General features: G+C 59.1%; 24 protein-coding genes and 1 tRNA gene. 4 read left to right on the top strand and 21 right to left on the bottom strand.

From position 1 onward, the window contains the following. The first annotated feature begins 217 nt into the window (after positions 1–217). Complete coding sequence (locus RBT76_11385; protein ID MDX9858386.1) at positions 218–586, top strand: hypothetical protein; 369 nt, start codon at positions 218–220, stop codon at positions 584–586. A 51-nt stretch (positions 587–637) separates the two neighbouring features. Further along, positions 638–1021, top strand: a complete 384-nt coding sequence (locus RBT76_11380) for a hypothetical protein (protein ID MDX9858385.1) — start codon at positions 638–640, stop codon at positions 1019–1021. Between the two features lie 96 nt (positions 1022–1117). On the opposite strand, the gene RBT76_11375 is transcribed toward RBT76_11380, so the two are convergent. Beyond that, positions 1118–2638: a glycosyltransferase family 39 protein gene (locus RBT76_11375; protein MDX9858384.1), complete on the bottom strand. Its 1521-nt coding sequence runs from the start codon at positions 2636–2638 to the stop codon at positions 1118–1120. 125 nt (positions 2639–2763) lie between these two features. Between RBT76_11375 and RBT76_11370 the strand changes: the two genes are divergently transcribed. Together RBT76_11370 and RBT76_11365 are read left to right on the top strand one after the other, a co-directional pair. Further along, a complete protein-coding gene (locus RBT76_11370; GenBank protein ID MDX9858383.1) occupies positions 2764–3003 on the top strand; it encodes a hypothetical protein in 240 nt (79 codons plus the stop codon). Between the two features lie 177 nt (positions 3004–3180). After that, positions 3181–4200, top strand: a complete 1020-nt coding sequence (locus RBT76_11365) for a PP2C family protein-serine/threonine phosphatase (GenBank protein MDX9858382.1) — start codon at positions 3181–3183, stop codon at positions 4198–4200. Positions 4201–4279: 79 nt separating this feature from the next. Here RBT76_11365 and RBT76_11360 read toward each other — a convergent pair. From RBT76_11360 to RBT76_11265, 20 genes are all read right to left on the bottom strand, one after another. After that, positions 4280–4362, bottom strand: a tRNA-Leu gene (locus RBT76_11360). Between the two features lie 13 nt (positions 4363–4375). Continuing rightward, positions 4376–4810, bottom strand: coding sequence for a preprotein translocase subunit SecG (gene secG / locus RBT76_11355; GenBank protein ID MDX9858381.1), 435 nt, complete (start codon positions 4808–4810; stop codon positions 4376–4378). Between the two features lie 15 nt (positions 4811–4825). After that, positions 4826–5575 carry a triose-phosphate isomerase gene (tpiA, locus tag RBT76_11350; GenBank protein ID MDX9858380.1) on the bottom strand — a complete coding sequence of 250 codons (750 nt, stop codon included), beginning with the start codon at positions 5573–5575 and terminating at the stop codon, positions 4826–4828. A 1-nt stretch (position 5576) separates the two neighbouring features. After that, entirely contained in the window at positions 5577–6791 is a 1215-nt protein-coding gene (locus RBT76_11345) for a phosphoglycerate kinase (GenBank protein ID MDX9858379.1), read from the bottom strand. A 16-nt stretch (positions 6792–6807) separates the two neighbouring features. Next, positions 6808–7794, bottom strand: a complete 987-nt coding sequence (gene gap / locus RBT76_11340; protein ID MDX9858378.1) for a type I glyceraldehyde-3-phosphate dehydrogenase — start codon at positions 7792–7794, stop codon at positions 6808–6810. 32 nt (positions 7795–7826) lie between these two features. After that, on the bottom strand, positions 7827–8561 hold the full coding sequence (locus tag RBT76_11335) for an outer membrane beta-barrel protein (GenBank protein ID MDX9858377.1): 735 nt from the start codon (positions 8559–8561) through the stop codon (positions 7827–7829). A gap of 156 nt (positions 8562–8717) precedes the next feature. Continuing rightward, the gene (locus tag RBT76_11330; protein MDX9858376.1) at positions 8718–10280 is read right to left on the bottom strand and encodes a retropepsin-like aspartic protease; all 1563 of its coding nucleotides are present in this window, start codon (positions 10278–10280) and stop codon (positions 8718–8720) included. A gap of 3 nt (positions 10281–10283) precedes the next feature. Then, positions 10284–11501 (bottom strand): rod shape-determining protein RodA, encoded by a 1218-nt coding sequence (gene rodA, locus RBT76_11325; protein MDX9858375.1) that lies wholly within the window; start codon positions 11499–11501, stop codon positions 10284–10286. Further along, positions 11488–13320: a penicillin-binding protein 2 gene (mrdA, locus tag RBT76_11320; protein MDX9858374.1), complete on the bottom strand. Its 1833-nt coding sequence runs from the start codon at positions 13318–13320 to the stop codon at positions 11488–11490. Before mrdA ends, rodA begins: the two co-directional genes overlap by 14 nt. Before the next feature lie 8 nt (positions 13321–13328). After that, complete coding sequence (locus RBT76_11315) at positions 13329–13814, bottom strand: hypothetical protein (protein ID MDX9858373.1); 486 nt, start codon at positions 13812–13814, stop codon at positions 13329–13331. Next, on the bottom strand, positions 13811–14599 hold the full coding sequence (mreC, locus tag RBT76_11310; protein ID MDX9858372.1) for a rod shape-determining protein MreC: 789 nt from the start codon (positions 14597–14599) through the stop codon (positions 13811–13813). Before mreC ends, RBT76_11315 begins: the two co-directional genes overlap by 4 nt. Positions 14600–14634: 35 nt before the next feature. Then, entirely contained in the window at positions 14635–15087 is a 453-nt protein-coding gene (locus RBT76_11305; GenBank protein ID MDX9858371.1) for a PTS sugar transporter subunit IIA, read from the bottom strand. Between the two features lie 11 nt (positions 15088–15098). Further along, on the bottom strand, positions 15099–15272 hold the full coding sequence (locus RBT76_11300; GenBank protein MDX9858370.1) for a Trm112 family protein: 174 nt from the start codon (positions 15270–15272) through the stop codon (positions 15099–15101). A 15-nt stretch (positions 15273–15287) separates the two neighbouring features. Then, the gene (locus tag RBT76_11295; protein MDX9858369.1) at positions 15288–16250 is read right to left on the bottom strand and encodes an acetyl-CoA carboxylase carboxyltransferase subunit alpha; all 963 of its coding nucleotides are present in this window, start codon (positions 16248–16250) and stop codon (positions 15288–15290) included. A gap of 6 nt (positions 16251–16256) precedes the next feature. Beyond that, positions 16257–17360 carry an MraY family glycosyltransferase gene (locus RBT76_11290; GenBank protein MDX9858368.1) on the bottom strand — a complete coding sequence of 368 codons (1104 nt, stop codon included), beginning with the start codon at positions 17358–17360 and terminating at the stop codon, positions 16257–16259. Continuing rightward, positions 17357–18241 (bottom strand): glycosyltransferase family 2 protein, encoded by an 885-nt coding sequence (locus RBT76_11285; protein MDX9858367.1) that lies wholly within the window; start codon positions 18239–18241, stop codon positions 17357–17359. The genes RBT76_11290 and RBT76_11285 overlap by 4 nt, the downstream gene beginning before the upstream one ends. 8 nt (positions 18242–18249) lie before the next feature. Further along, a complete protein-coding gene (locus tag RBT76_11280; GenBank protein ID MDX9858366.1) occupies positions 18250–18978 on the bottom strand; it encodes a polyprenol monophosphomannose synthase in 729 nt (242 codons plus the stop codon). Further along, on the bottom strand, positions 18965–21526 hold the full coding sequence (locus RBT76_11275; GenBank protein ID MDX9858365.1) for a hypothetical protein: 2562 nt from the start codon (positions 21524–21526) through the stop codon (positions 18965–18967). Before RBT76_11275 ends, RBT76_11280 begins: the two co-directional genes overlap by 14 nt. A gap of 119 nt (positions 21527–21645) precedes the next feature. Then, positions 21646–22608 (bottom strand): glycosyltransferase family 2 protein, encoded by a 963-nt coding sequence (locus RBT76_11270; protein MDX9858364.1) that lies wholly within the window; start codon positions 22606–22608, stop codon positions 21646–21648. Beyond that, positions 22569–24716, bottom strand: coding sequence for a hypothetical protein (locus RBT76_11265; GenBank protein MDX9858363.1), 2148 nt, complete (start codon positions 24714–24716; stop codon positions 22569–22571). Before RBT76_11265 ends, RBT76_11270 begins: the two co-directional genes overlap by 40 nt. Positions 24717–24784: the final 68 nt, after the last annotated feature.

The raw sequence follows: 24784 nt of genomic DNA, 5'->3' as shown, positions 1-24784 counted from the left end.
ATCAACAAAAAAGGCCTGTTCCGGGGATTGAAGGCAAGAGCGGTGCTAACAGGAAAGGCAGGCTTAACTAATTAAGCCAGAATGTATTGCACATCACAAACCGGTTTGTCAAACGATTTCTGAAGGTTTCGCTTCCGCTGGGAGAGGAAATTGTGTATATTGGCGGACCACCGCAAAAAGAGTGAAAAGGAATTCTTATTTGAGGGGTGACTACTGTATGAACAAGAAGGTCATTGTTGCCGTCAACAACATGATATTCACCTCGAAGATTATGACGGTGCTGGATAGCATGGAAGTTGAGGGCATCAAAGCCATCCGCTCGGATGAGATATTCACCAAGGCCCAGGAACTTCGTCCGGATCTGATCATCATCGATCTGAATCTCAACGGCATCGAGGCTCCCTCGCTGATCAACAAGCTGCGGTCGTACGGGGCGACGGCGAAGATTCCGATCGTCTGCTATTCGCCGCATGTGCTGGCGGACCAGATGAAAGCCGCACAAATTGCGGGGGCCACCGAGGTTTTGCCGAACTCCAAGATGACCCAGCGGATGGGGGCCATTCTCGGCAAGTATATCAATAATTAGCCCGTCTTCGTGGCGGCGGATAGACCGGGCGTCATGACGCCCGGTTTTTTTATGCGTCTACTTGAATTACATATCGAGGTCTCCGATCTGGAGCGGTCGCTGGCGTTTTATCGAGCCTTGCTGCCGCACCACCAAGTGACCACCTGGGCTGACGGTTCCGCGGCGGCCATCGTATTCGAGGACGGATCGGCCCTCGGGCTGTGGAAGCTCGGCAAGCGCGGGCTGTACGACGGTCGCGGGGCCGCCCACCTGCATTTCGCCTTCAAGATTGAAGCCGGCAAGTACAATGTATTCCGGCAACGGCTGGTCGCTCTGGGCTGTGAACCGATCGATCATGTCTGGCCCAACGGCGAGCGGTCGATTTACTCGTTTGACCCGGACGGTCACCACGTGGAGTTCATGACGGTGGACTGGATTCGGGGCGTACGGGACTGATAGGTCGGGCTTCGACCCACCGCGGCGGGCTCAGCCTGACTTCGTTCTGCCGCGGATAGGACAATCCTCTCCCCCTACACTGTGCCGTCCTCTCTTCTACAATTGCGGCTCGTGTCGATAAACCCAGGCTTCGTGCGTGCGATTGTGTTTCGGATTGAGGAAATGAAGGATCGCGTCAATGGTAGAGGGGCCGACATGGGTCACTAATGTCAGTGATCCCAGTCTCGCTTTCAGTGAATCCAGCCATTGTTCACGCTCGTCGTCCGAGTGCGGATGTATCACGACGAAATAGCTGCTGTCGTGTGCTTCGGGGAGCCGGGAAAACTCATCCAGATCATGCCAGTTTACGACTTCCGTCCGATACAGCCGTTCGATTCCGCCCCCATAGGCGAACGGCATCAGTCGGCCGCGGCCCGGTGAGACGAGCACCATGGCGGGGAACGGTTCGATGTTCTGCATGCGTACCAGCGGTTCGACCAGTCCACGATGGCCGTAATTGATCGTGAAGGCTCCCAGCAGGACGGTGTTGATTGTCAGGAACCCTGCCAGCAGCGCGATGCCCATTCGCCGGTGTCGAAATAACCAGCCGTTCGCCTGCTGGTGGTACCGGATAGCCAGCACGAAAATGACCAGCAGGATCGGCAGGATCGGAATCAGGTAGCGCTCCTGACGGCTGATTGAGAGGGTATGGGCGACAATGAAGACCAGTGTCGGTATCCAGAGCAACGCATGCTCTCGCAGGAACTTCCTGTTACCAACCAGCCCAAACAGCAGCAGCGAGAACGGTGGGATGAAGGCTCCGAGCAGGACCATGATGTAGAAGTACCAGACGGTCTGGTATGGCGGGGGCTCGGTGAGTACCTGTCGAATATGGCTGACGGTTGAGGCGGCAAAGCCATCGACGACGATGGCGTCGGCCACGCCTGACAGCAGGAGCATGGCGAACACCGCCGCCGTGTAGACGAGCGCCGGTCGCGGCGAGCGGTGCAAGCGCCAGAGGATGAACGGAATGGCAAGCGCGGCAAAGGCGATTTCGAAGCGAATCATCCAGGCCAGACCGGTCATGACTCCGGCCCCGATCAGGGATCGATCGGAGCGGTCGTCGCCATAGCGGTAGAGGAGCCAGACTGCGACAATCCAGAGATTGCCTCCCACCATCTCGATGAGATTGCGGACCGACAGGAACGGCATCAGAAAGTACCCGGCGACTGCCAGCCCGCCGAATACCGCCCAGCGCCGTGACTTGGTACTCAGGAGGACAATCTGGAGGGCCGCCCAGACGGCCAGCAACGAGATGCCGGCGTGGATGGCACGGATACTGTACATCATGCCATCGAGCGTGTTGATCCCGACCGCTTCGTTGAGTTTCATCACCGAATAGAGCGATATATTGTAGAGGACGAAGCGGGCGTGCTCGTTGGCGGGACGCTGCGGCCACATGCGGATGCCGTCGTCGTAAAAGACCTGACCGTAGGTCCAGCGATGGGCGATTTCGACGGTCTCGAACTGGTCGTCGGAAGCCATGTAGCCCTTGGAGAAGATAACCGCCGGGAGGCGCAGGGCGATTGCCACCAGCAGGATGAAGCCCAGTGGATGTGATCGAATGAACCGCTTCATGATACTGCCCCGACTGGACGGGTCTGCAATGTAGAGCGGATGGCGAAGCGGCGCAAGTGGATAACGATGTGCAACGGGAGGGGTTTTCCGTGTCACATCCCAGATCGTCTTCGACGCTCTAGCATGTGACACAACAGTTATCGGTGTCGCCGGGCGGCGTGGTGCGCGGGGGCGTACACCTGCACTTCGCCTTTCAGATCGAACCCGAGCAGTACGACACGTACCGGACAAGGCTGATCGCACGTGGGTGTACGCCGAGCGATCATACGTGGCCGAACGGCCACCGTTCCGTATATGCCTTCGACCCGGACGGGGATCAGATTGAGATTATGACGGTGGACTGGGTCACCGGGGTGGGCCGATAGCACCCCCGGCCTTTTGCCTGTTTTCGGCGCGCCGGCAAACCGCAGTTTCGTTGTTCGGGTTGTGCCTCCGGTTGAGCGTGTACAGACTGACGCCATCGGCAAATATCACATTCGTAGAAGTAGACGTAACCGGGATTTCGTGGGTTTCGTACTAGAGAGACAAACGGGAGAATTGCCATGGATGCACGAACGATTGAAAGGCTTCGCGAGCGGCTTGCCGCGCGGCTTCATGTACTTACGGATTTTCTTTATGGTTCGCCGCGTTCGGTGGTGCAGCTTCGGCTGGGGCCGGCCGATGAGCAGGCGGCTGCGGAAGAGCTGTCGCTGCTGAGAACGGCCGTGCAGAAAGCCGAGGAGAAGACGCTGGGCGTGTGCGAGGTATGCCATGACTACGTCGAGGCGGCCCGGCTCGAGATGGATTACACGGCGTGCATTTGTCTCGATCACCTCTCGGCCGAGGAGCGGAGGGTCCTGGAAAACGATCTGGCGCTGTCGCAGAAGGTCCAGCAGGCGCTGCTGCCTCAGGTTTTGCCGTCGATTCCGAGTGTCGATATCGCGGCCTACAGCCAGCCGGCCCGGATTGTGGGAGGCGATTATTTCGATTTTCTGAGGTTCGGCGACGGCACGCACGCCGTGATGATTGCCGACGTGATGGGCAAGGGAATGCCGGCCAGTATGCTCGCGGCGAGCCTGCAGGCGTCGCTGCGCATTATCGCGCCTGAAAGCAGCGAGCCGGCCGAGGTAGTATCGCGGCTGAACCACTTGTTTTGCCACAATGTTCATCTGACCAATTTCGTCACGCTGTTTTTGGCGAAGATCGATGTTGCCGCGCGCACTCTCACCTACTGCAACGCCGGACATAACCCGCCGCTGGTGGTTCGAGTCGATACCACGATTGAGTCGCTCGATCCGACCGGCGCGGCTGTCGGACTGGTGAAGCAGTCGAGATTCGAGCAGGAAGTCGTAAAACTGCGGGTCGGTGATATGGTGTTGTTGTACACCGACGGAGTGGTCGAATCACAGGATCGCGGGGGCGAGTTCTTCGGCGACGATCGGTTGAAAGAGGTTTTGCGATCGCCGTTACACCGCACGGCTCAGGGCGTGATTACGCAGCTCAAGGATGCGCTGCACGGTTTCTCAGGAACGGGAGTGCCATCGGACGATACGACCTTCATAGCGCTCCGGTTTACGGACTGAGGGGACGATTCTCAAAAACACGGGGGGAATGAGAAAACCGGCCCGTGGCCGGTTTTCTTTCAGACAACGACATTTCAAATGCGGAAGGCGGGACTCGAACCCGCACGGATGTAATCCACTACCCCCTCAAGATAGCGTGTCTACCAGTTTCACCACTTCCGCAGCATAATCGCCTTTAGTTGCCATCGCCGGTCGGTGCCGGGGTCAGCGAATCGAGAAGCTGCACGGGAGCCTGTTGAGCGTTGGCGATAGAGTCGGCGACTCGCTGCTGCTGCAGGGCCTGCTGCTGTTCGACGACCTGCTGAGCCTGTCGCTGTACGACCGACTCGCCGCCTTCGACCGGAGCAGTCTGCACGCCGACCGCGGGACGGTCGCTGGCCGACATATAGGCCAGTGCGCCGCAGTTGAACATGAACACGATCGCCAGCACGGTGGTCGCCTTGGAAAGAAACGACGCGGCCCCACGTCCGCCAAAAACCGCACCTGACAGGGAACCGCCGCCACCGAGCGCCGTCCCGGCCAGACCTTCACCCTTCGAGGACTGCATCAGCACGACGAGAATCAGTGCGACGCACACGATCACGTGAAAAACAACCCAGGCAACAAACACCGTTCTTTCCTCCGCCTAACAGGCGTTAATAATAGCGATAAAGTCGTCAGCCTTGAGCGACGCGCCGCCAACCAGCGAACCGTCGATATCCGGCTGCGCCATAAGTTCTTTCGCATTGCCCGGCTTTACCGAGCCGCCGTACAGGATGGGTACCCGCTCGCCGGCTTTCTGATCCATGTCGCGTACCAACACGCGAATGAAGGCGTGGACCAACTGAGCCTGCTGGGGCGTCGCCGTCCGGCCGGTCCCGATCGCCCAGACCGGTTCGTAGGCGATGACGATCTTGTTCAGATCGTCGGCCGACATACCGGCAAGGCACCCGCTGACCTGCGATCCGACGACCTGTTCGGTCTGTCCGGCCTCACGCTGGTCAAGGGTCTCTCCGACACAAATAATCGGCGTCAGCCCCGCCTCCAGTGCGCGGGTTGCCTTCCGATTGACCAGGTCATCGGACTCGGCATGGTACTGCCGCCGTTCGGAGTGGCCCAAGATAACAAAGGTGGCTCCCACTGTCAAGAGCATCCCGGCAGAGATCTCGCCGGTGAACGCGCCCTCTTGGTGCTCGGACATGTCCTGGGCTCCCAACAGGATGTTGCTGTCCTCGAGTATCCGGGCGGCGGTCAGAAGCGAGGTAAACGGCGGGCAGACGACAACCGTGGCCCGCGCGGTGGCGGACATGCCGTTGCGGAGCGCTGAGAGCAGTTTCTCGGTCTCCGGAATGGCACCGTTCATCTTCCAGTTGCCGGCGACAATTTGCTGTCGCATCTCACGACACCCTGACTTCGGATTTCGGCGTCAACACCGCGACCCCGGGGAGGACTTTCCCTTCGAGAAACTCGAGGGAGGCGCCGCCGCCGGTCGAGATATGGGTCATGCGATCTTCAAAGCCAAACTGCGCCACGGCCGCAGCGGAGTCTCCCCCGCCGATAACGGTCACGGCGCCGGCCGCCGTCAGCTCGCCGAGCGTTTCGGCAATGGCTTTGGTGCCGACTGCAAACGGTTCTTTCTCAAAAACGCCCATGGGGCCGTTCCACACAATCGTCCTGCATCCGTGCAGTTCCTTGCGAAACAGTTCGATGGTGCGGGGGCCTATGTCCAGCCCCATCTGGCTGTCCGGAATATTCTCTATATCCACGACCTTCGTTGCAGCCGTGTCGCTTATCTCCGACGCCACGACGGCGTCCACCGGGAAAAAGAGCCGGGTCTTGCTGTCGTTGACGGAGGCGATAATCTCGCGGGCCATCGCCACCCGATCCTCCTCGACCAGAGATTTTCCGATTCGGTAGCCCTGCGCTTTGGCGAAGGTGAAAACCATGCCCCCGCCAACGAAGAGCTTGTCGACTTTGCCGATGAGGTTCTGGATGACGTCGATCTTGCCGGAGATCTTCGCTCCGCCGAGAATAGCGGCAAACGGCCGCGCAGGGTGTGCAACCGCCGCACCGAGGTATTTCAGTTCCTTCTCCATGAGGAAGCCGGCCACGGCCTGGTTAAACAGGCGGGCGACACCCTCGGTGGAGGCGTGAGCCCGATGGGCCGACCCAAACGCATCGTTGACGAAGATGTCAGCCAGTTCGGCCAGCCGGCGCGCGAACTCGGGGTCGTTTTTGGTTTCCTGCTTGTGGAAACGAAGGTTCTCCAGCAGGAGACAATCTCCGGGTTTCATACGGTCAACCAGGTTGGCGGCCTCGGGACCGATACAGTCCTCGGCGAACATGACCGGTTTTCCGAGCAACTCGGCAAGGCGGTCGGCGACCGGGCGAAGCGACATCTCCGCAACAAACTGACCCTCGGGGCGGCCGAGATGCGAACAGGCGATCACCTTCCCCCCGTCCTTCATGATCTTCTGCAGGGTGGGCAGCGCTTCGCGAATACGACGGTCATCGGTGATCTGCTGGTGTTCGTCGAGCGGGACGTTAAAATCGACGCGCACGAGCGCGGTCCGACCGCGGAAGTTGATATCGGCAACGGATACTTTATCCATAATCACACGCTCCTGTTTAGAGCATCATCTCCATCATATCGACCATACGGCAGCAGAAACCGTATTCGTTATCGTACCAGCTGTAGACCTTGACGAGATTGCCATGCACCGCGGTCAGTTCGGCGTCAAAAATCGAACCGGCCGGGTTGCCGATGACGTCGGTCGAGACGATCGGGTCTTCGCAGTATTCGAGCGTTTGTGCGAGCGGCCCGGAGGCGGCGGCCTTTTTCATGGCGGCGTTCACCTCGTCGCGCGTGGTCTCTTTTTCGACGACCACCGCGAGATCGACAACCGACGCGTCGGGCGTGGGGACGCGGATCGCGATACCGTCGAGCCGTCCCTTCATCTCAGGAATAACTTCGGCGATGGCCTTGGCGGCGCCGGTGGAGGTTGGCACCATCGACAACGCGGCGGCACGGGCCCGGCGCAGGTCCTTGTGGGGAGCATCCTGCAGGCGCTGGTCCGCGGTATACGAGTGAATGGTGGTCATAAAGCCCTTGACGATCTTGAAATTGTCATGAAGGACTTTGGTCACCGGGGCCAGACAGTTGGTGGTACAGGACCCGATCGAGATCACATGGTGCTTGTTCTTGTCGTACTGGTCCGAATTGACACCAATCAGGAACGTGCCGTCGTGCCCTTTCGCCGGCGCCGAGATCAGTACCTTTTTAGCGCCCGCGCTGATGTGCTTCGCGGCTTCCTCTTTCTTACGGAAGAGACCGGTGCACTCAAGGACGACGTCGGCGCCCACTTTCGACCACGGCAGTTTGCCGGGATCACGTTCCGCGAAAACCGGAATCTTCTTGCCGTCGACCACGAGCTTGTCACCTTCGACCGACACCTGACCGGGGAATCTGCCGTGGATGGAATCGTACTTCAGAAGGTGCGCCAGCGTGTGGGCGTCGGTAATGTCGTTGATGCCCACGAATTCGATGCTGCTTTTGCGGGCGGCGCGAAGCACGATTCTCCCAATGCGACCGAATCCGTTGATTCCGACTTTCATTGTGTCCTCCTTTGACCTCTGATCCCGAATGACTACTTGCCGGTCGGCAGGTAGAGGTATTTCACACCCACCGTGATTGTGAGCGCGGAGTAGTCGGTCACACCGACCAATCGATCGGAGAATGTGACCGGCATATACTTGACGTTGAAATCGAGTCCGATCTGGCTGGCCAGCACGTAGTCGAATCCACCGCCAAGGACATAGTTAAAATCGGTCTCCGACGCTTCACGGAACTGCGCATAGTAGTATTCATCGGTAACTTGAATGGAATTTCGCGCATAGTAGATGCCCCCGCCGGCGGCCGCGTACGGATACAGCTTGCCGTTCATCAGCGGCGGCGCATACAGCTTAATCTGGAGCAAAATAGGATAGATATTTAACGCTGCGACATCGTTGATACCGAACTGGGTGTCCCGGGTAATGACATCGCCACGATTCGACAGCCCGAACGAGAGCTCGCCCATCAAAAGCCGGGTGAAACGATACCCGAAGAAACCCTCCAGGAAAAAGCTCGCGGAGTTGATGTCACTGGTCTGAATGATTCCGCTGACGGAGTCGGAGGAGCTGGCCGGCGGAGTGGCGCCGTTGTTGGACCACATCCCCAGACGGACCCCGACTTGATGCTGGCGGCTGAACAAGGGGGCGATATTCTGATCTGTCTGGGCGGATGCGGGGCACGTCGGCATCACGAATACGACCACAGCCCATACTATAAGGGCGCCTAAGATGGAACGGATGGCCTTTGGAGTCGCTGCCTGAGACGTCATGTCGCAAATCCTTATGCTGGTGGCTGTGCCTGTGGTGCAATATATCGGACGCAACGACCAAGTCAAGGATTGGTCCATCTTGTCGTACACATCATTCAGAACCTCTCAAATCCACATTGGGCGGCCAGTCTTTAGGTGATAACACCCAAACGGGTCCTATCGTTCATTCGGATAGAAGATCAGTCGGCTGGCCTGGTAATCAAACAACACACTGAAACGCTGGAGGATCCGGTTGCCGATATTCCCGGCCAGCGACTCGGAGCCGCTGAGCCCCATGTGCGAGTCGGGAATAATGACGGGGACGCTGTCCAGGTGCACGGAACCGAATGACAGGGACGGCACGAGCGCGGCCCGGCCGGAAAGTGTTCCGCCGACTCCGCCCAGAGTGCCGGACGGCTCGCTTTCGTCGATCAGCCGGCGTTCTATATCGCCGGCAGCGACAAAATGCCCGTGCAGGATAAGTCCGAAAGCGTTCCCCACATCAACGACAAAGGAACCGCGCACGCCGTCGATGGCTGCTTCGATAGTCGGCACCCTCGAGGTCAGTGAAAACGGAATGACTACTCCCCCTTCGGCAGGTCTGAACGTATCGGGATTGTACACGATGAGCCGGCGGGACTCGTAGTCCACCAGGACCGGGAAGCGAGACAGAAAATCGTATCCGAGAATACCGCCGCGTGGTTTGTCATTGTTGCGGCGGAGGACTGCGGACAAGTCAAGTCGGCCGGCGGTCTGGCTATACAGCACGAGTTCGCCGACAGAAATGGAGTCCGACTGCACCAGATCAACCTCGTCGAATCCGGCGACCCCGCGCGCAGCGATTGTACCCACTTCGGTCAACTTCAGGTGTTCGGCAAGCGCCTGATCGATCAGATTCGCAGAGGCCCCGGAGTCAAGGATGAACCACGACTTGGCCGCTCCGTTCAGAACAACAGGAACGATGACGTGACCATCCTCGTACTCAAACGGGATTGCGATCGAATCAGCATCGGCGGGGAAGTGGAAATCGACGGCCGACTTCCCCTCGCGATAGAAGACTGCGTGATCGAACGAAGCGTTAAAGACAAGCTCATCGATTTGCGTTTCAGTGCTGATCGGCGCGCCCACCGCCTCGGATTGGGTACAAAAGGCCAACAGCACCCCCGAGACGACACGGAAGTCCGAGTTGACCGAGCGGGTTGCGATATTGTCCAGCTTGCTGTGCATGAAAACCGGATGCGCGGTTTGCGCATCGAAATATACGCGGATCGTGTCGTCGTTCAGCGGCAGGAACAACACCTCGTGGTACGCGCGACCGTCGATCGCAGCCGAACCGACATACGCGGTGCTGCCGGGCACGCGCCCGTCGATGAGATATGCGAACGATTGCAGGTAAATCTGCTTGAGCAGCTCTTTCTCCTCGAACCCCCCCAGTTCCGAGATCTGCCCGTTGAAATCACGCATCCAGGCGGTGGAACCGTCAAAGGCCTGAACCATGGAGATCGCCCCGAAGCGCATCTCTGCGTAGAACAAGTCCGGCTCTGCGTAAAACATGGTGAACTCACCCGGCCGGCCATTGAGCGACACCCGTCCTGCGGCGCGGTAGTTGTGAAACGTCCTGAGACTGTCGAGTGCGGCCGGACCTCCAACTGACTGCACCAGCAGTGAATCGAGGTTTAGTGCTCCTGCCGGGGCGGCGAGCGCGGTGGCCGCGATCAGGTGAAGTCCCCAGCGAACCATCGGTCAATACTCCTGCCAGTGATAATCGGCGGAGACGATGAGTGCGACCAGCGTCCATGTGAGCACCAGGCCGGTCCCGCCGTAGCTGACAAACGGCAGCGGTAGACCCGTGACCGGCATAAAACCGAGGGTCATCCCGATGTTGACCAACATCTGGAAGATGATGATGGACGCTGCACCCATAACGACGTGTGACGCGAAACGCGAGCGACAGCGAGCGGCGATACGAATTGACCGCACCAGAATGAACCCGAACAGTCCCAGCACGATCAGCGCTCCCCAGAGACCGAACTCTTCGCCGAGAACGGAGAAGATGAAGTCGGTGTGCCGTTCCGGCAGGAATTCAAGCCGTGATTGCGACCCGTTGAGGAATCCTTTGCCCCAGATGCCGCCGGAGCCGATCGCGATTTTTGATTGAATGATCTGGTAGCCCGCTCCGCGCGGGTCCATTTCGGGGTTGATGAAGGTGAGAATCCGAAGGCGCTGGTACTCGGCGAGTCGGTTCCAGACAATGGGAGTAACGATACCGAAGGCGAGGTTGGCGACGACCACCGTGACGGAGAACAGAATACCGGGCCGGACGATTCCGAGAAACGTCAACAGCACGACAAAGTACAACGCCCACGACCACCAGTACGAGGCCGTGACCAGCGAGGCCAGCGGCGACAGGATCATCAACAGATACCAGGGAGACAGTCCCGACCAGAACCAGAGCACGAAGAGAATGAAGAAAAACACGAGCGAGGTGCCGAGGTCGGGCTGTTTGAGGATGAGCATGATCGGAATGACGGTCAGAATCGCCGAGATGGCTAACCGGCGTTTGGACGTGGGCGGCCTTTTGGAGTACGCAAAAAAGCGGGCGAGGGTAAACACCAGGGCGATCTTGGCGATATCGGACGGCGCCAGCGAGACAGGTCCGAACGCAAACCAGCGGCTGGCGCCCATACGTGCGGAGCCCACCATGAGAACGAGGATCAGAAGAATGACCGCGATTCCGTAGAGGAGGTAGGCGCTGAGATCAAACAGGCGCAACGGCAGATGAATCACGGCGACAAAAAAAACGAGCGCGACAGCCAGCCACAACAACTGGCGCTGATAGTACTCGCGGGCGTACTCGGATTCGGCGAAATGCTGGGCCGACATAATCAGCAGAACGCCGATCAGCGAAAGGGCGAGCGCGGCGCCGATGAGTTTCCAGTCGAGGTCACTATAGTTCAGCATGGGTGGTATCGGTGGGGGCAGCGGCCGCCACGCTGGCCCGGCCGGCTTTTTTGTCCATGTAGGCTTTGATCACTTTGCCGACCACCGGCGCCGCATACTGGGAGCCATCGCCCGAATTCTCGACAATAGCGCAGACGACGATTTCCGGAGATTCGAGCGGCGCGACGCCGCAGAACCAGGCGTGATTGGCGCCGTGGGGATTCTGCGCCGTGCCGGTCTTGCCGCCGACCGTGTAGTCCTTGCGGCGCTGGGAGCGAGCCGTCCCCCGCTCTCCCTGCACCACGAGCCGGATGCCTTCGTTCAGGATGTCCAGGGTCTGTCGTGTGAAGGGCAGGCGGAACGACACGACCGGCGGAACGACGATTTCATCGCCGTTCGGCTTGGTGATTTTCTTGACGAGATGGGGCCGGTACACCAGTCCATTGTTGGCGATCCCGCAGTAGAACTGGGTGAGCTGAAGCGGGGTCGAGAGGATCTCCCCCTGGCCGATCGCGTTGTTGAGGACCAGGGCGCGGGTCCATTTGTTTTTCCCGTAGCGCTGGTCGTAGTATTTCGAATCGGGGTTGAGACCGTCGGATTCACCGGGCAGATCGATACCGGTGGGCCGGCCGAAACCGCACTTGGCGAAATAGTCGTGGAGTCGGTCGATGCCGAGACTGATCCCGAGCTGGTACATGAACACGTCGCACGACCGCTCAATCGCATGCGTGCAGTTCAGCGTACCGTGCCCACTGTGTTCCCAGCATCGAAAGAACCGATTGCCGAACTGCATACCGCCGTAGCACGGTTTCAGCGTGGTGTGCTCGTTGATCAGGCCTTCCTCGAGGGCCGCCCCCACCGTAATGAGCTTGGTCGTCGATCCGGGCGGATACAGACCGTTGAGAATGCGGTTGAGCAGCGGGTGAGTCGGATCGGACCGTATTTCCGACCACAGAGACTCGGGGATCACCGACGAGAATATGTTGGCGTCGAATCCCGGATAGGACGTCGCGGCCAGCACCTCACCGCTGCGGGGGTCCATCGCAACCACCGCGCCGCAGCAGAAACTGTCGAGGGCGTGCACGCTGGCTTCCTGCAGGTCGATGTCTATCGAGAGAGTGATGTCGGAGCCGGGCACGGCTTCGAGCACCTCGCGCTCGGTGTACGGACCGAGAATCTGCCCCGAGGCCGCTATCTCGACATATTCCGTACCTTCCCGTCCCCGCAACAACTGATCGTATTGCTTTTCCAGACCTTTCTTGCCGATCATGCTTCCGGGCTGGTACCCCTGACGTTCGCCGTCGATCTCCGCGAGATCATCAGGCGAGACTTCTCCGACATAACCCGTAAGGGCTTCGACCCCGAGCGAATCGACGTACATGCGGACACGTTCCATCTGGTAGCTGACGCCGGGAAACGCGAAGCTTTGTTCTTCGAGCACGGCGATAGCGTCAAACGGGATGTCTTTTTTCACGGGTGACGGCTGGTATCGGCTGACCTGGTTGCGGATCATCCGGCCGACGATCTGCGTGCTGTCGAGTTCGATCAGACCGGCCAGATTGGATATGGTGCGGTCGGAAACCAGTTCCGCGGGGACGATGGAGACGGTATAGGAGGGTCGGTTATCGATAATGACACGACCTTCGCGGTCGTAGACGATCCCTCGCCGGGGGATGATGGGGACGACGCGCAGACGGTTGTTTTCCGAGCGGGACGCCAGTTCCGCGTGATTTATCAGCTGCAGCTTGACGAGTCCGCCCAGCAGGAAAAACAGCAGGGCGCCGACCATAGCCATGGCCCACGTGGCCCGGCCCGATAATGACAGTCTGAAGCGATCCATGGGTCTGACTAGAATATCGACTTAAACTTCCTGAACGTTATCACGCCGTCCTTGACCAGCAGGAACAGCAGCGCCACTACAGTCGTATACAACGCATCCGGCAGGGCGTTCACGGCAAGACGCATCAGCAGGCCCCCGCCACCGTCGATGATGACGGAGCCTATAGTATGAACGGTGAGTCCGCCGAGCATGAACAGAACTTTCGAGTAGAAAAAGTCCAGGTTGAGTTTTTCGCGCAGGTGATACGCCGTGACACCGAGCAAAGCCATAAACAGGCCGTGCCAGCCAAGCGTATCGGGCGAAGAGACGGCCATAACGACGCCCGCAGCGAGCCCGAACCACAGGGTGACAACCTCGGACTTGTACAGGGCCACGGCCATGACGATCAGGGCGGCGAGATCAATGCGGACGCCGACTATCGCCGTGAGGTCCTGCAGGAAAACCTGGTGCATGGCTATCAGCAGCAAGTAGATAAGATAGGGAAGCAGTCTCACGATCCCCCCGGGCGTAACAGGAAGAGTTCCTCAAGAGAGTTGAAGTTGGCAGCCGGCTCGATTGTCACATCACAGAAAGCAGCCTCAGCCGGTCGTTCGACTTCGGTCACATACCCCACAAGCAAACCCGCCGGATAGATGCCGCCGAGTCCGGACGAAAGGATCGGACGGCCAGGCCCGATATCGCCCTGGATCGGGAAGTTGTCAAGGACCATTCCCCGCGGCGAAAATTTGGCGATTCCCATCGCGCGACTGTCGGCCACCCTGACCGCCACCCGGTTGACGGGATCTGTCAGCAGCTGCACGGTTGCGAAGTCCGGCGACACCGAGTTGATCCGACCGATGAGTCCTTCCTGATTGATGACCGGCTGGTTTACATACACCGAGTCTCGATACCCACGATTGATGATAGCGGATGTGGGAACCCGCCCGCCGCTGACGGACAGCACCTGGGCGGGCAGAAGCGAATACCCGGTTGGCGGTTCGAAGCCGAGGACGGCGCGAAGGCGAAGATTCTCGCGTTCGGCTTCCTCGAGTCTAGACAGCCGGACGGAAGCGTCCACGAGGGCCTGGCGAAGCCGCTCGTTTTCCCGATCGACCGTGCTGAGCCGGACCACGAGATTTTTGAGCTTGGCGAAAGGATAGTAGAAGGATCCGATCACGGCCTGCGAAATCAGCCCGTTGACCGGCGGGAAGTTCAGGATGAGCAGAATCGAAACGACAACAACAGCGGAAAAGTGGACATTACGCCAGTACCTGAAAAACAGGTTGGAAATCCAGTTCATCGATCACGCCATCCTGGCAATGTTCGCGCGGGCGGTTAGTCGACGTTGTCCATAAGGGCAAGGACTTCACCCGGCGAGGTAAGCTGTTTGAGCTTCTCCCGGTTCTCCTCGGATTTCATAAGATAAGACAGCCGTGCCATCACGTTGAGGTGCGCACCGATAGCGTCTTCGGGCGCCGCAATCAGGAAAAACAGGTGGACCGGCCGGTGATCCATCGCGTCGAACTCGATACCATCGTCGCTTTTGCCGAAGGCGATCACGATGCCTTTGGCCGAGCGTGTTTTGGCATGCGGAAAGGCGACGCCGTAGCCGACGCCCGTGGTGACCAGATTTTCCCGTTCCCGGACGTCCGCAAGCAGCTGGTCGCGATCTTTGATCATGGTCGAGGTAGCGGCCAGATCGACCAGTTCCTCGATGACCTCGTCTTTGGTTTTGGAGGCGAGATTGAATACGATCAGGTTTTCATCACAGAACTTTGACAATTTCATCGCCGGTGCCTTCACTCCTTGGTTTCTGCTTCGTCGACCAGTAATACCGGTATGTCGTCGGCCACCCGGTACACGAAACGACAGGACGAGCAGCTGAGGCGCGCATCCGCCTGATGGTAGTCCAGTTTTTCGTGCCGGCAATTGGGGCAGATCAGCATATCAATGAGGTTTCTAGATAACGCCATGAGCTATCTCCATGATCAGAGCTCGGCAAATACGCCAATACGGCGGAACTTCTCGAGCCGCCGCCGGAGCAATTCGTCAACATCGAGCGCGCCGAGCCGATCCAGCGCTTCGATGACATGCTCTTTGACCCGCTCGGCCATAACGGTCGGATTGTTGTGAGCGCCGCGTTCGGGCTCGGGAATGATCTTGTCGATGATGCCGAGTTCGAGCAGGTCTTCGGCCGTCGGCCTGAGCGCCTCAGCCGCCTCGGGCGCCTTGGCGGCGTCGCGCCAGAGGATGGCGGCACAGCCCTCGGGCGAAATGACCGAGTACCACGAATGTTCGAGCATATAGACTTCGTCGCCGATCCCGATACCCAGCGCGCCGCCCGACGCGCCTTCGCCGATGACCACAACCACGATCGGGACGCGGATCTCAAACATCGTCTGGATGTTTTTGGCGATCGCCTCCGCCTGCCCGCGCTCTTCGGCGCCTATACCCGGAAAGGCGCCGGGCGTATCGACCAGGATGACGATCGGGACGTTGAACTTCTCGGCAAGGAAAAACAACCGTCGGGCCTTGCGGTATCCCTCGGGGTGCGCCATTCCGAAATTGCGGTGCAGCTTGGCCTTGGTGTCGCGGCCCTTTTGCTGCCCCACCACCATGATGCGCCGCCCGTCGAGCATCGCAAAACCGCCCACCATGGCGGCATCCTCGGCGAATCCACGATCACCGTGCAGCTCGACAAAGTCCGTGCACATCATCTCGACATAGTCGAGCGTATACGGACGTTTGGGATGGCGGGAAATCTGGACGCGTTGCCAGCGGCTGAGGCTGGAATAGATCTCGGCCCGGAGCTTTTCGAGTTTCTTTTCGAGCTGGGCGATCTCGCCGTCCAGTTCGAGGTTTTCCCCGATCGAAAAGTCCTTCATGTCGGAGATTTTCTTCTCCAGTTCCATGATCGGACGTTCGAACTCCAGATAGGGACCTGTGGCCATCCTTGCTCACTCTCCTCGCCGACTGGGGGTTGACCGATCGGAGCTGACCGGGTGTTCGCGATGCGCCAGTTTCGGCAAATTGGTCAGTAAGATAAGAATTAGCACAAAAATCACAACCATAAAAAGGGCCAAAAACCCAAGGACCCATCGCCGATTGAAGTAAAACATGGACAGGGCGAAACCCCCGAAAACCGTTGACAGGACATAGAATACGGCGACGACCTGTCCGTTCGACCAGCCCGCCAGGGCCAGCAAATGAAACAGGTGGCGACGGTCGGCTCTCATGACCGACTTGCCCGTCGCCAGACGGCGGACGATCGAGAGGCCTGCTTCCATGAGAGGAACGCCAAGAGTCAGCAGCGGAACATACAGCGCGGCTGCGGTGTAGGAGCGAATCGGTACTAAAAGTGACAGCACGGCGAAGTAAAAGCCGATCTGCAACGACCCGCTGTCTCCCAAAAAGAGTTTCGCCGGCGGCCGATTGAAATACAGAAAAACCACGAGGAATCCGGCGAGCGTGACGGAGAGCATGACCACCGTGCCCACGTTGAGCAACACCCCTACCGCCAGCAACACCAGCGCCGCGATCAGCGAAACGCCCGCGGCGAGCAGGTCCAGACCGTCGAGCAGGTTGATCGCATTGGTCAGGGCGACCACCCAGACGACCGTAATCAATGCCCCGGCGACCCCGGTTTGCACAGGACCGTAAAACGGAATCGTGAGCGGGTCGACACTCAGCCCGCCCAGATACAGGACGAGCCCGGCAGCCACCTGCGACATCAGCTTGACCCACGCCGACACGGGAGAAAGATCATCGGACAAGCCCACGAGGAAGATGATCGTTGCCGCGGCAAACGTGAAGCCGAGCACGCCTCGAAATTCGGCAAGGGCGGAAGGAAACAGCAATGACAGGAGCGCAACGGTGGTCCAGAACGCGACAAACAATACCGCACCGCCGAGCGCCGGAGTCGGGATCTGGTGCCGCTTGTGCCTGCCCGGGAGGTCCAGCAGGCCATATCGGTGCCCGAGCCGGATAACCGCGGGACAAAGCAAGGCCGTCAACATGGCGGCGGCGAAAGCGGCAAGGGCCATTCCGATGACCGGGATCATTGGGGACTGCTACTCCGTAAGTGCGTGCGAGGCAATATGGACATAAGAACCCCGTTGGCAAACAACAAAAGCGGAAGCAGAAACAGGGCAAACGCGTTGGGCTCGTGTTTCAGGAAGTACTGCCAAACGGAGTAGTGGTGGCGCCAGAGTCGCCGGACACGTGACATACGGCCGCCTTTTCCCCAGTCATGTACGGCGCCGGCAGTCGGGACGAATAGGTTGCGATAGCCGGCGCGATTGACGCGCAGCGACAGATCGGTATCCTCCATGTACAGGAAGAACCGTTCGTCGAAGCCGCCGGCCTTCTCGAAGAGTGAACGGCGCACCATCATCATCGTCCCCGCCACCGCCGGAACCTCTGTCACCGTCTCCGAGTCGGGCAGCGTATAAGGGTCGGGCTTTGTACCGGACAAGCGCGTCAACCACCGGCTGAGGATGGAACCCCTCGAGTACAGCAGATTGGCGGCGGTCGGGAAGTTCCGGCAGGTCGCCTGAAACGAACCGTCCGGAAAGCGCAGCCGCCCCGAGAGAAGTCCGGCGCGGCTGTCGGAGACACACCTGTCGCGCAGGGTTTCGACAGCACGATCGTCTATGAAAACATCAGGGTTGAGAAAAAGAAGCATCTCCCCCGCGCTCACCGCGGCGCCTCGGTTACAGGCCGCGGCGAAACCGACATTGCGCGCAAGGCGGATCACGCGGGCGTCGGCAAAACGCTCTCTCACGGAATCGGTGGGATCGGTGTCGGAGTCGTTGTCGACCACGATAAGTTCGACGGGGATGCCGCGAACTGAGACGGACAACGCGCCCAGGCAGGTCTGCAGGGCCGGTTGCGAGTTGTAGGTAACGATGACTATGGAGACGGTTTCGGAACGCGAGGCCACGGTACGCCTCAGTCAAATCTGCCGAGCATGCTCCGCAGGCGAAGCAGCCAGACCATCCAGACGGCTTCCCGCACGATCTTTTTTGACATCTTGGAGCTTCCGGCGACACGGTCGACGAAGATGATGGGAATCTCCTTGATGCGGAAGCCTTTCTTCCAGGCCCGCATCGACATTTCAATCTGGAACGAGTACCCGGTCGACTTGACGTCATCAAGATTAATCGCTTCGAGAACCTCACGGCGGAAACACTTGAACCCACCGGTGGCGTCGCGAAGCGGCAGGCCGGTGATCCACCGAGTGTACACGTTGGCGAAGTAGGACAGCAGCAGGCGCGACATGGGCCAGTTGATGACGTTAACGCCGGAGATATAACGCGAGCCGATAACGAGATCATGGTGTTGAATCTCACGCAGGAAGTCGCGGATATACTCCGGGCCGTGCGAGAAGTCTGCGTCCATCTCGAAGACGAAATCAAAGCCTTCTTTGATCGCCCATTTGAAGCCCGCAATATAGGCCCGGCCCAGGCCCTCTTTTCTCTCCCGGTGCAGGACATAGACGTTGTTCTGCTGCCGGGCGAGCTTGTCGGCCAGCTCGCCGGTTCCGTCGGGCGAGTTGTCGTCGACAATCAGCACATGTATGCGAGCGTCGAGCGGAAGAACCGCATGAACGATCTTCTCGATGTTTTCCCGCTCGTTGTAGGTCGGGAAAATGATCAGGGCGCGCCTACTCGTTGCCATCGGATACTCCGTCGTTGCGCTCATTCCGCCGACGGCCCATCGCCGCCGTCATCGAGCCTGCACAGATAACAATCACCACCAGTAATGCTCCCCAGGTGACCCACTCGCCTATTAAATAGCGTTTTGATTCAAAAGTGAAGACCACTGTTTGCGCTCCGGCCGGCAGGGCCACGGCGCGGAACGCGCCGTCGGCGCGAAGCACCTCGGCAGGTTCGCCGTCAACCGACGCCTGCCAGGCATCGTAGTAGCTGTCGGTCAGCACCAACACCTGCGGCCGGTCGGTCGACACCGCGACGACAATCGAGTCAAGCGTGTAAGCGGTAATCTCGGCCGTACCCGATTGCAGGCTGTCGGCCTGCGGTGCGGGGGTCGGTTCGTTTTCAAGATAGACCAGACGCGAGAGGTCCTCGCCGCCCTGCAGGATGTACGGATAGATGTCCGCCCGATCCGGCACGACCTGATACCGGTCGGCGAGGAAGACGCGCGGCAGACGGTTGGGATTGCGCCAGACGCTGACCTGACCAAACGTGGCGGCCGCGGTGACCGGCAGGGGACCAAAGAAGCCGTCGGGAATACCCTGATTGCTTGGGATAACGAGCCACTCGGCTCCAACCAGATTCAGAAAACGCGGGTTCAGCCGATTGGCCAAACCCGGACCGCCGGCCAGCTGATCGTACCAGCGAAGCTGATTGCCGTGATAACCATAAGGTATTGCCAGATCGAACTCCGGGTAGATATTGTCCTGCAGACTGCTGTAGTCGCGCAGATTGCTGGCGAGATCGCTGGTAAGGTCGGCGGTACGGAACTGTCCCGGCTGCTGTTCGAGAAACTGGATTGTCGGCGTCTTCTGCGATACGCGCGCAAAATCGACAGTGCTGATGAAACGTCCGTTGAAGCGCATACCGTTCAAAACGACAATTATAGAGAGCCCGAGCAGAAGCCACCGACCGGCCGAACCACGGCGGTACAACCAGATGACAGCCGCCGCCAGGGCGACCGCCAGAAACGAAAACCAGGCTCCCGCCTTGATAGCGGGAAGGTTAGCCATCGCCATGTCCCACTTCGAATATCCCTGCGCGGTCGGCGTACCGACATTGTCGTAGAAAAGCGACGTCCACAGCTTCAGCATGCTTTCCCCGGCGCCGCTGAACGCGAGCGCGAGTACGAGAAACAGCGCAGGCACGACCAGAACGTACCGAGAGAGAGTTCGCTCCGATTTTGGCGTCGCTTCGCGCTCTTTGGTCTCACGGCGGTCGATCAACGTCTGCACACCCATCGCGGCCAGCAGCGCGATCGAGAATGAAAACAGGAACATGATCATCGATGGCGCACGCAGCGACGGGACGTTGGGTATGAGATAGTACAGGTGGAACAGCGGCGTGGTCGCGCCCAGCGCATACGTGAGGGCGAACAACGCCAACCCGCCAAAGAACCAGCGTTCGCGCCCCCGCGCAAAAAACAGCCCGATCATCGCCGCAAACAGCGCCGTCACCGGGACCGCCTCGGAGTTGTCTTTGAAAAAGTTCTTCCCCCAGTAAACCGTCTCGGGCGTCCGGGTATTGGTGCCGGAGAATTCCGGTATGAGCAGGCTCATCGCTTCTTCTTCGTGCAGCGACCACGATGTCGCCCATTCCCAGCCGTGTTTGGAATCGTCGGCGGCCCGGGGCGAGAACTGCTTGGTGTAGATGTAACCGGGATAGAACTGGATCGCGGAGATGGCGACGCCGATCACTACCGCAAAGGTTGTCAGCAGCGCCGGCTTAACGCAGGGCTTTATGGATTTGGTGTCATACCAGAGCAGGATCAACCGGAACGCCGAGTAAAGCGAAACCACCCAGAGAGTGAAATAGGCCATCTGGGCGTGAGGCGACAGGAGGATAAGCCCGATAACCAGCCCCGTCATGGAGAAGCACAGCAACGGACTCCACTTCAGGTCAAACCATCGCGTCCGCCAGTGCACGGGTTGGGCCGCAAACCCCATGTGCAGGAACATGACCACGAGTGGAAACAGGGTGGTGACGTAGATCTTGCCGTCGTGCCCGGGCGCGACGAAAGAAATCAGGTACCCGGCGTAGGTGTAGGCGACACCGGCGAGCAGCGACGCAATCTTGCCGAGTCCGAACCGCCGCGCGCACAGATACATGAACACACCGGCGAAAAAGATGTGATACAGCAACTCCAGACCGAGCCACTTCCACCAGGGAAACAGCAGTTCCATGTTTTTGAACTTGGAAAACGGATAGAAGATGTCGCCGTGGAAGGCCTCGACAAAGGGCAGTCCACCGTAAATATAGGGATTCCACTGCGGGACGGTGAACCACCCGTGCGTCTGCCATTGCTCGACATAGAAGCCGCGGAAAAATATGCCCGCCTGAAGCACGTCGGAGCCGTAGAGCATCTGGTCGGAAAACACGAATTCGGAAAAGAGGATGAGCAGGGAGAGTCCGACCAGCACAAAGGCGATCAATGCGAACCACCGGGAGCCGTCCGGCTGCCATGAAGAAGCTGCTGTTATGCGGGCTCGGGACGCCTGTTGCCGTCGTGTCACCGGAAGTTCCTTCCTCTGTACGGATGCCTGGGCTTATGTCGGGTATACAACCGAGAGTGCAACATAGGTCAGGAACGAATGCGGGGCAACAGTTTTTGGCAGCGCCCTGACCCGGGGCGCTACGGGCCCGATTGACCGGGCGTTTCGCGGTCGAGCATGCGCTGAGTCTTTTTCCGCAGGTCGGCGAGTTCCTCCTTGATCGCGGTCTGCCCCTCAGCGATAAAGCCCATCATAAACAGCCCGCCGCCCAGTCCGAGCAGCAGGATAACGAGATACAAAAGAGCGCGGTCGCCGTGGTTCATGAAATACCGGAGGTAAAGTGCCCATAGACCAACCAGGACGCCGAGCGCGAAGAGAATGCTGCCGAGCGCGCCGAAAAAAAGCAGCGGTTTCTTGAGAAAGGTGATCTGGAACTTCACCGCCAGCATGTCAAGTACACCGACCGGGATACGCCAGACCGAGAATTTCGACTCCCCCCAGGCCCGCTCATACAGCGTGACCTTGCACTCTTCCACGCGGAAGCCGGCATTAGCCGCGAGGACGACGAGATAGCGATGCCAGTCCTTGCGGAGGAAAATCTGCTCGACAACCTCGCGGCGAAAGGCCTTGACTGAGTTCAGGTCATGCACTTTCAGCCCGAATATTTTCCGGGAGATCGTATTATAGATCGACGAGACAAATCGCTTGTTGTATTTGCCTTGTTTCCAGCCGGTGCAGACATCGGCGCCGTCCGCAATGGGCGCAACCAACGTGGGGATGTCCTCGGGCCGGTACTGCAGGTCGGTTGGGTAGAAGACGAAGACATCGCCTCGGGCGATCGCGAACCCGGTCTGGAGCGACTCGGTGAGTCCCAGATTGCGGTGGTGTGACGCCCAGCGGATGAAGTCATACCGGGCGGCGTTTTCCTTGATTTTGGCCAGCGTGCCGTCCGAAGAACCGTCGTCGATCAGCACCAGTTCGCCCTGAAAGGGGGCGTTTTTCAGCATGTCGGCATATTGACGACAGAATTCGTCGATATTGCCTTCCTCATTCATAGCGGGGGCTATGGTTGAGACGATGAAGTTGTATCTCTCAGCTGCCATGGTTCACTGACCTGTAACCGGTGATATTTCGGAGCGATATGCTGCGCCACGGGGGCATAAAACATGGCCCGGCTGAAATTCTCCAGTCCTTTTTCTTTGTCGGCAGGATTGCCGAACGCGGCATAGCGTTCCTGATAGAAGGTTGCCAGCCGTTCGTAAAGAACATAATTGGTCGGAGAAAACTCAACCGCTTTTTTGTAGCGCTCTTCGGCCATGTCCCACCGGCCGGCGGCCTGGGTGATGGAGGCCTCGACCAGATGACCGCTGTAGTTGTCGGGGTGTTGCTGGTTGAAGCGATGAATCAGATCGGCCCCGGCCAGTTTTTGACCCTCCTGGAGGGCCGCAGCCCCCTGCTCGAACAGCGACTCCCGGTACCGGCCGGCCACCGCGTTTCCGGTGACATGGGCGATATTAAACAGTCGAAGCTGTACTTTGCCGACCCGAAGGGTCGCAACGTGGAGCGCATCGCGGAAAACCTCGGGATAATCTTCACGTGCGCGGTCCTCGTTGGACTGGTCGAGGATCAGGTGAGTCATCGGAAAGACACGTAACAAGTTCGGGTCGGGCCGAGTCACCCCGAACATGTGTATCACGGCCTGCAAGTTGTTTTCCAGTGCGAGGGCAGGGCCGAACGGACCGGACAGGACCGCCCCCGGGGAAAGCAGGTGACCCAGTTCCCGGCCTGTGTCCCGCTCGGTATAGGTCGCCTTGTTGACCCAGGTCGCGAAGTCATAGAAGCCGTGCCCGACGGTTGCCAGCAGTGCGGCTGCCGCGACCGTCCGAGCGAGCAGCGTGACCGAACCGGGGGCGATTTTTCGATATGCTGCGATTACAATCGGCAATACGCCAACCAGGGCCGCCGTCGCCAGAGCTACCGCATACTTGATGTCGTCAAAATAGAAGTCGCCGCTGATGGCTTCGATTACCGCACCCGACAGATGGTAGACGACGACCAGCACAAGCGGATACATGATCGGATAGTACCACCAGGGAATCCGCTCCGGCAGGCCGTCGCGGACCTTCTCCCACATCGCCACCACCACGAGTGCCGCCGCCGCGCAGACGGGATAGATAAGTACGATCTGGTACCGAAGCGGCTGGTAGTTCCAAATCATCAGGGAGCCATAAAACGCGATAATCATCGCGGCGACAAACACGTGGCCGGCGTTCAACCACGACTGCCGGGTCTTCCAGAACGACGGCCGCACGAGAACCAGCAACACGGCCAACAGGAATCCGACGCCCAGCAGGGCCGGGGCGATCATACGTTCGAGCAGGTTCGAGGATACGCCGAACGTGACCATTTTGTAGACGAACTTATCGAGCGACTCAAGTCCTTCGGGAGAGCCGTAGAGGGCGACACTGTGTTCCTGCAGGTAATCGCTGACCTCCGCCTGATACGGAGCGTACGCGAACACGTACCATGCAGCCGCGACCACCGCAAAGCCTGCCAGGAAGGCGATTACGGGGCGGAGTGTGTGGGTCGGTTCGTTGCGATGCTGAACGAAAAGTTGGAAGAGAAAATAACAGGCAAAGGGAAAGAGAAAGACAATTCCGATGACTTTGCCGAAGAATATGCCGGCGGCAAGCAACGCTCCGCCGACAGCGTGCCCCGCACTGCCGCGCCAGTACATGACGGACGCGAGGGCGCCGAACGCGCCGAGCGCCATGGCGTGCTCGAGAAACGGGAATCGTCCATACGCGACGAGGTTGTAGTTCAGACCGGCCAGTAACAGGAAGACAAGAGCGACTGTCGGCGACGCGCACCGCCTCATCACGAGATAGAACAGTAGCAGCGAGGCGAGCGAGAACAGCAACCCCACCAGATGAGACGTGAACACGCTGACACCCAGAAGGCCGAACACGATCGTCGCGACGAGTGTGACGCTCGAGTTCAAAAAGAAGGTCATCCGCTGATCGTCGAACGGATTGAATTCCCCCGTCTGCACGTAGTGCTTGGCGAACAGCGTGTATGCTGGGGTATCGGTGTAAATGCCGGTCGAGAAGGTCAAACCGATCGGCGGGTCGGCGCCCAGGTGGTACGTACGGACAACGATTATGAGGAGAAAAGCTGCGAGCGTGAGTATCCGTTCAAATCGGCGCGACATCTTCTACCGTCCGGCGATGGCTTCCGTGCGATTACCTTCAAAGCTGGGGATTTGAAGCGCAAGATAGA

The sequence above is a fragment of the Candidatus Zixiibacteriota bacterium genome (genome assembly GCA_034003725.1).
Lineage (GTDB): Bacteria > Zixibacteria > MSB-5A5 > GN15 > FEB-12 > WJMS01.
Note: the sequence above shows the minus strand (reverse complement) of the source record. Positions and strands in the feature narration are given on the sequence as shown.

Excerpts from the sequence above, each read along its gene's own strand:
- RBT76_11385 (MDX9858386.1), top strand. The coding sequence starts at position 218 with ATGAACAAGAAGGTCATTGTTGCCGTCAACAACATGATATTCACCTCG.
- RBT76_11380 (MDX9858385.1), top strand. The coding sequence starts at position 638 with ATGCGTCTACTTGAATTACATATCGAGGTCTCCGATCTGGAGCGGTCG.
- RBT76_11375 (MDX9858384.1), bottom strand. The coding sequence starts at position 2,638 with ATGAAGCGGTTCATTCGATCACATCCACTGGGCTTCATCCTGCTGGTG.
- RBT76_11365 (MDX9858382.1), top strand. The coding sequence starts at position 3,181 with ATGGATGCACGAACGATTGAAAGGCTTCGCGAGCGGCTTGCCGCGCGG.
- tpiA (MDX9858380.1), bottom strand. The coding sequence starts at position 5,575 with ATGCGACAGCAAATTGTCGCCGGCAACTGGAAGATGAACGGTGCCATT.
- RBT76_11345 (MDX9858379.1), bottom strand. The coding sequence starts at position 6,791 with ATGGATAAAGTATCCGTTGCCGATATCAACTTCCGCGGTCGGACCGCG.
- gap (MDX9858378.1), bottom strand. The coding sequence starts at position 7,794 with ATGAAAGTCGGAATCAACGGATTCGGTCGCATTGGGAGAATCGTGCTT.
- RBT76_11335 (MDX9858377.1), bottom strand. The coding sequence starts at position 8,561 with ATGACGTCTCAGGCAGCGACTCCAAAGGCCATCCGTTCCATCTTAGGC.
- RBT76_11330 (MDX9858376.1), bottom strand. The coding sequence starts at position 10,280 with ATGGTTCGCTGGGGACTTCACCTGATCGCGGCCACCGCGCTCGCCGCC.
- rodA (MDX9858375.1), bottom strand. The coding sequence starts at position 11,501 with ATGCTGAACTATAGTGACCTCGACTGGAAACTCATCGGCGCCGCGCTC.
- mrdA (MDX9858374.1), bottom strand. The coding sequence starts at position 13,320 with ATGGATCGCTTCAGACTGTCATTATCGGGCCGGGCCACGTGGGCCATG.
- mreC (MDX9858372.1), bottom strand. The coding sequence starts at position 14,599 with ATGAACTGGATTTCCAACCTGTTTTTCAGGTACTGGCGTAATGTCCAC.
- RBT76_11305 (MDX9858371.1), bottom strand. The coding sequence starts at position 15,087 with ATGAAATTGTCAAAGTTCTGTGATGAAAACCTGATCGTATTCAATCTC.
- RBT76_11300 (MDX9858370.1), bottom strand. The coding sequence starts at position 15,272 with ATGGCGTTATCTAGAAACCTCATTGATATGCTGATCTGCCCCAATTGC.
- RBT76_11295 (MDX9858369.1), bottom strand. The coding sequence starts at position 16,250 with ATGGCCACAGGTCCCTATCTGGAGTTCGAACGTCCGATCATGGAACTG.
- RBT76_11290 (MDX9858368.1), bottom strand. The coding sequence starts at position 17,360 with ATGATCCCGGTCATCGGAATGGCCCTTGCCGCTTTCGCCGCCGCCATG.
- RBT76_11280 (MDX9858366.1), bottom strand. The coding sequence starts at position 18,978 with ATGGCAACGAGTAGGCGCGCCCTGATCATTTTCCCGACCTACAACGAG.
- RBT76_11270 (MDX9858364.1), bottom strand. The coding sequence starts at position 22,608 with ATGGCAGCTGAGAGATACAACTTCATCGTCTCAACCATAGCCCCCGCT.
- RBT76_11265 (MDX9858363.1), bottom strand. The coding sequence starts at position 24,716 with ATGTCGCGCCGATTTGAACGGATACTCACGCTCGCAGCTTTTCTCCTC.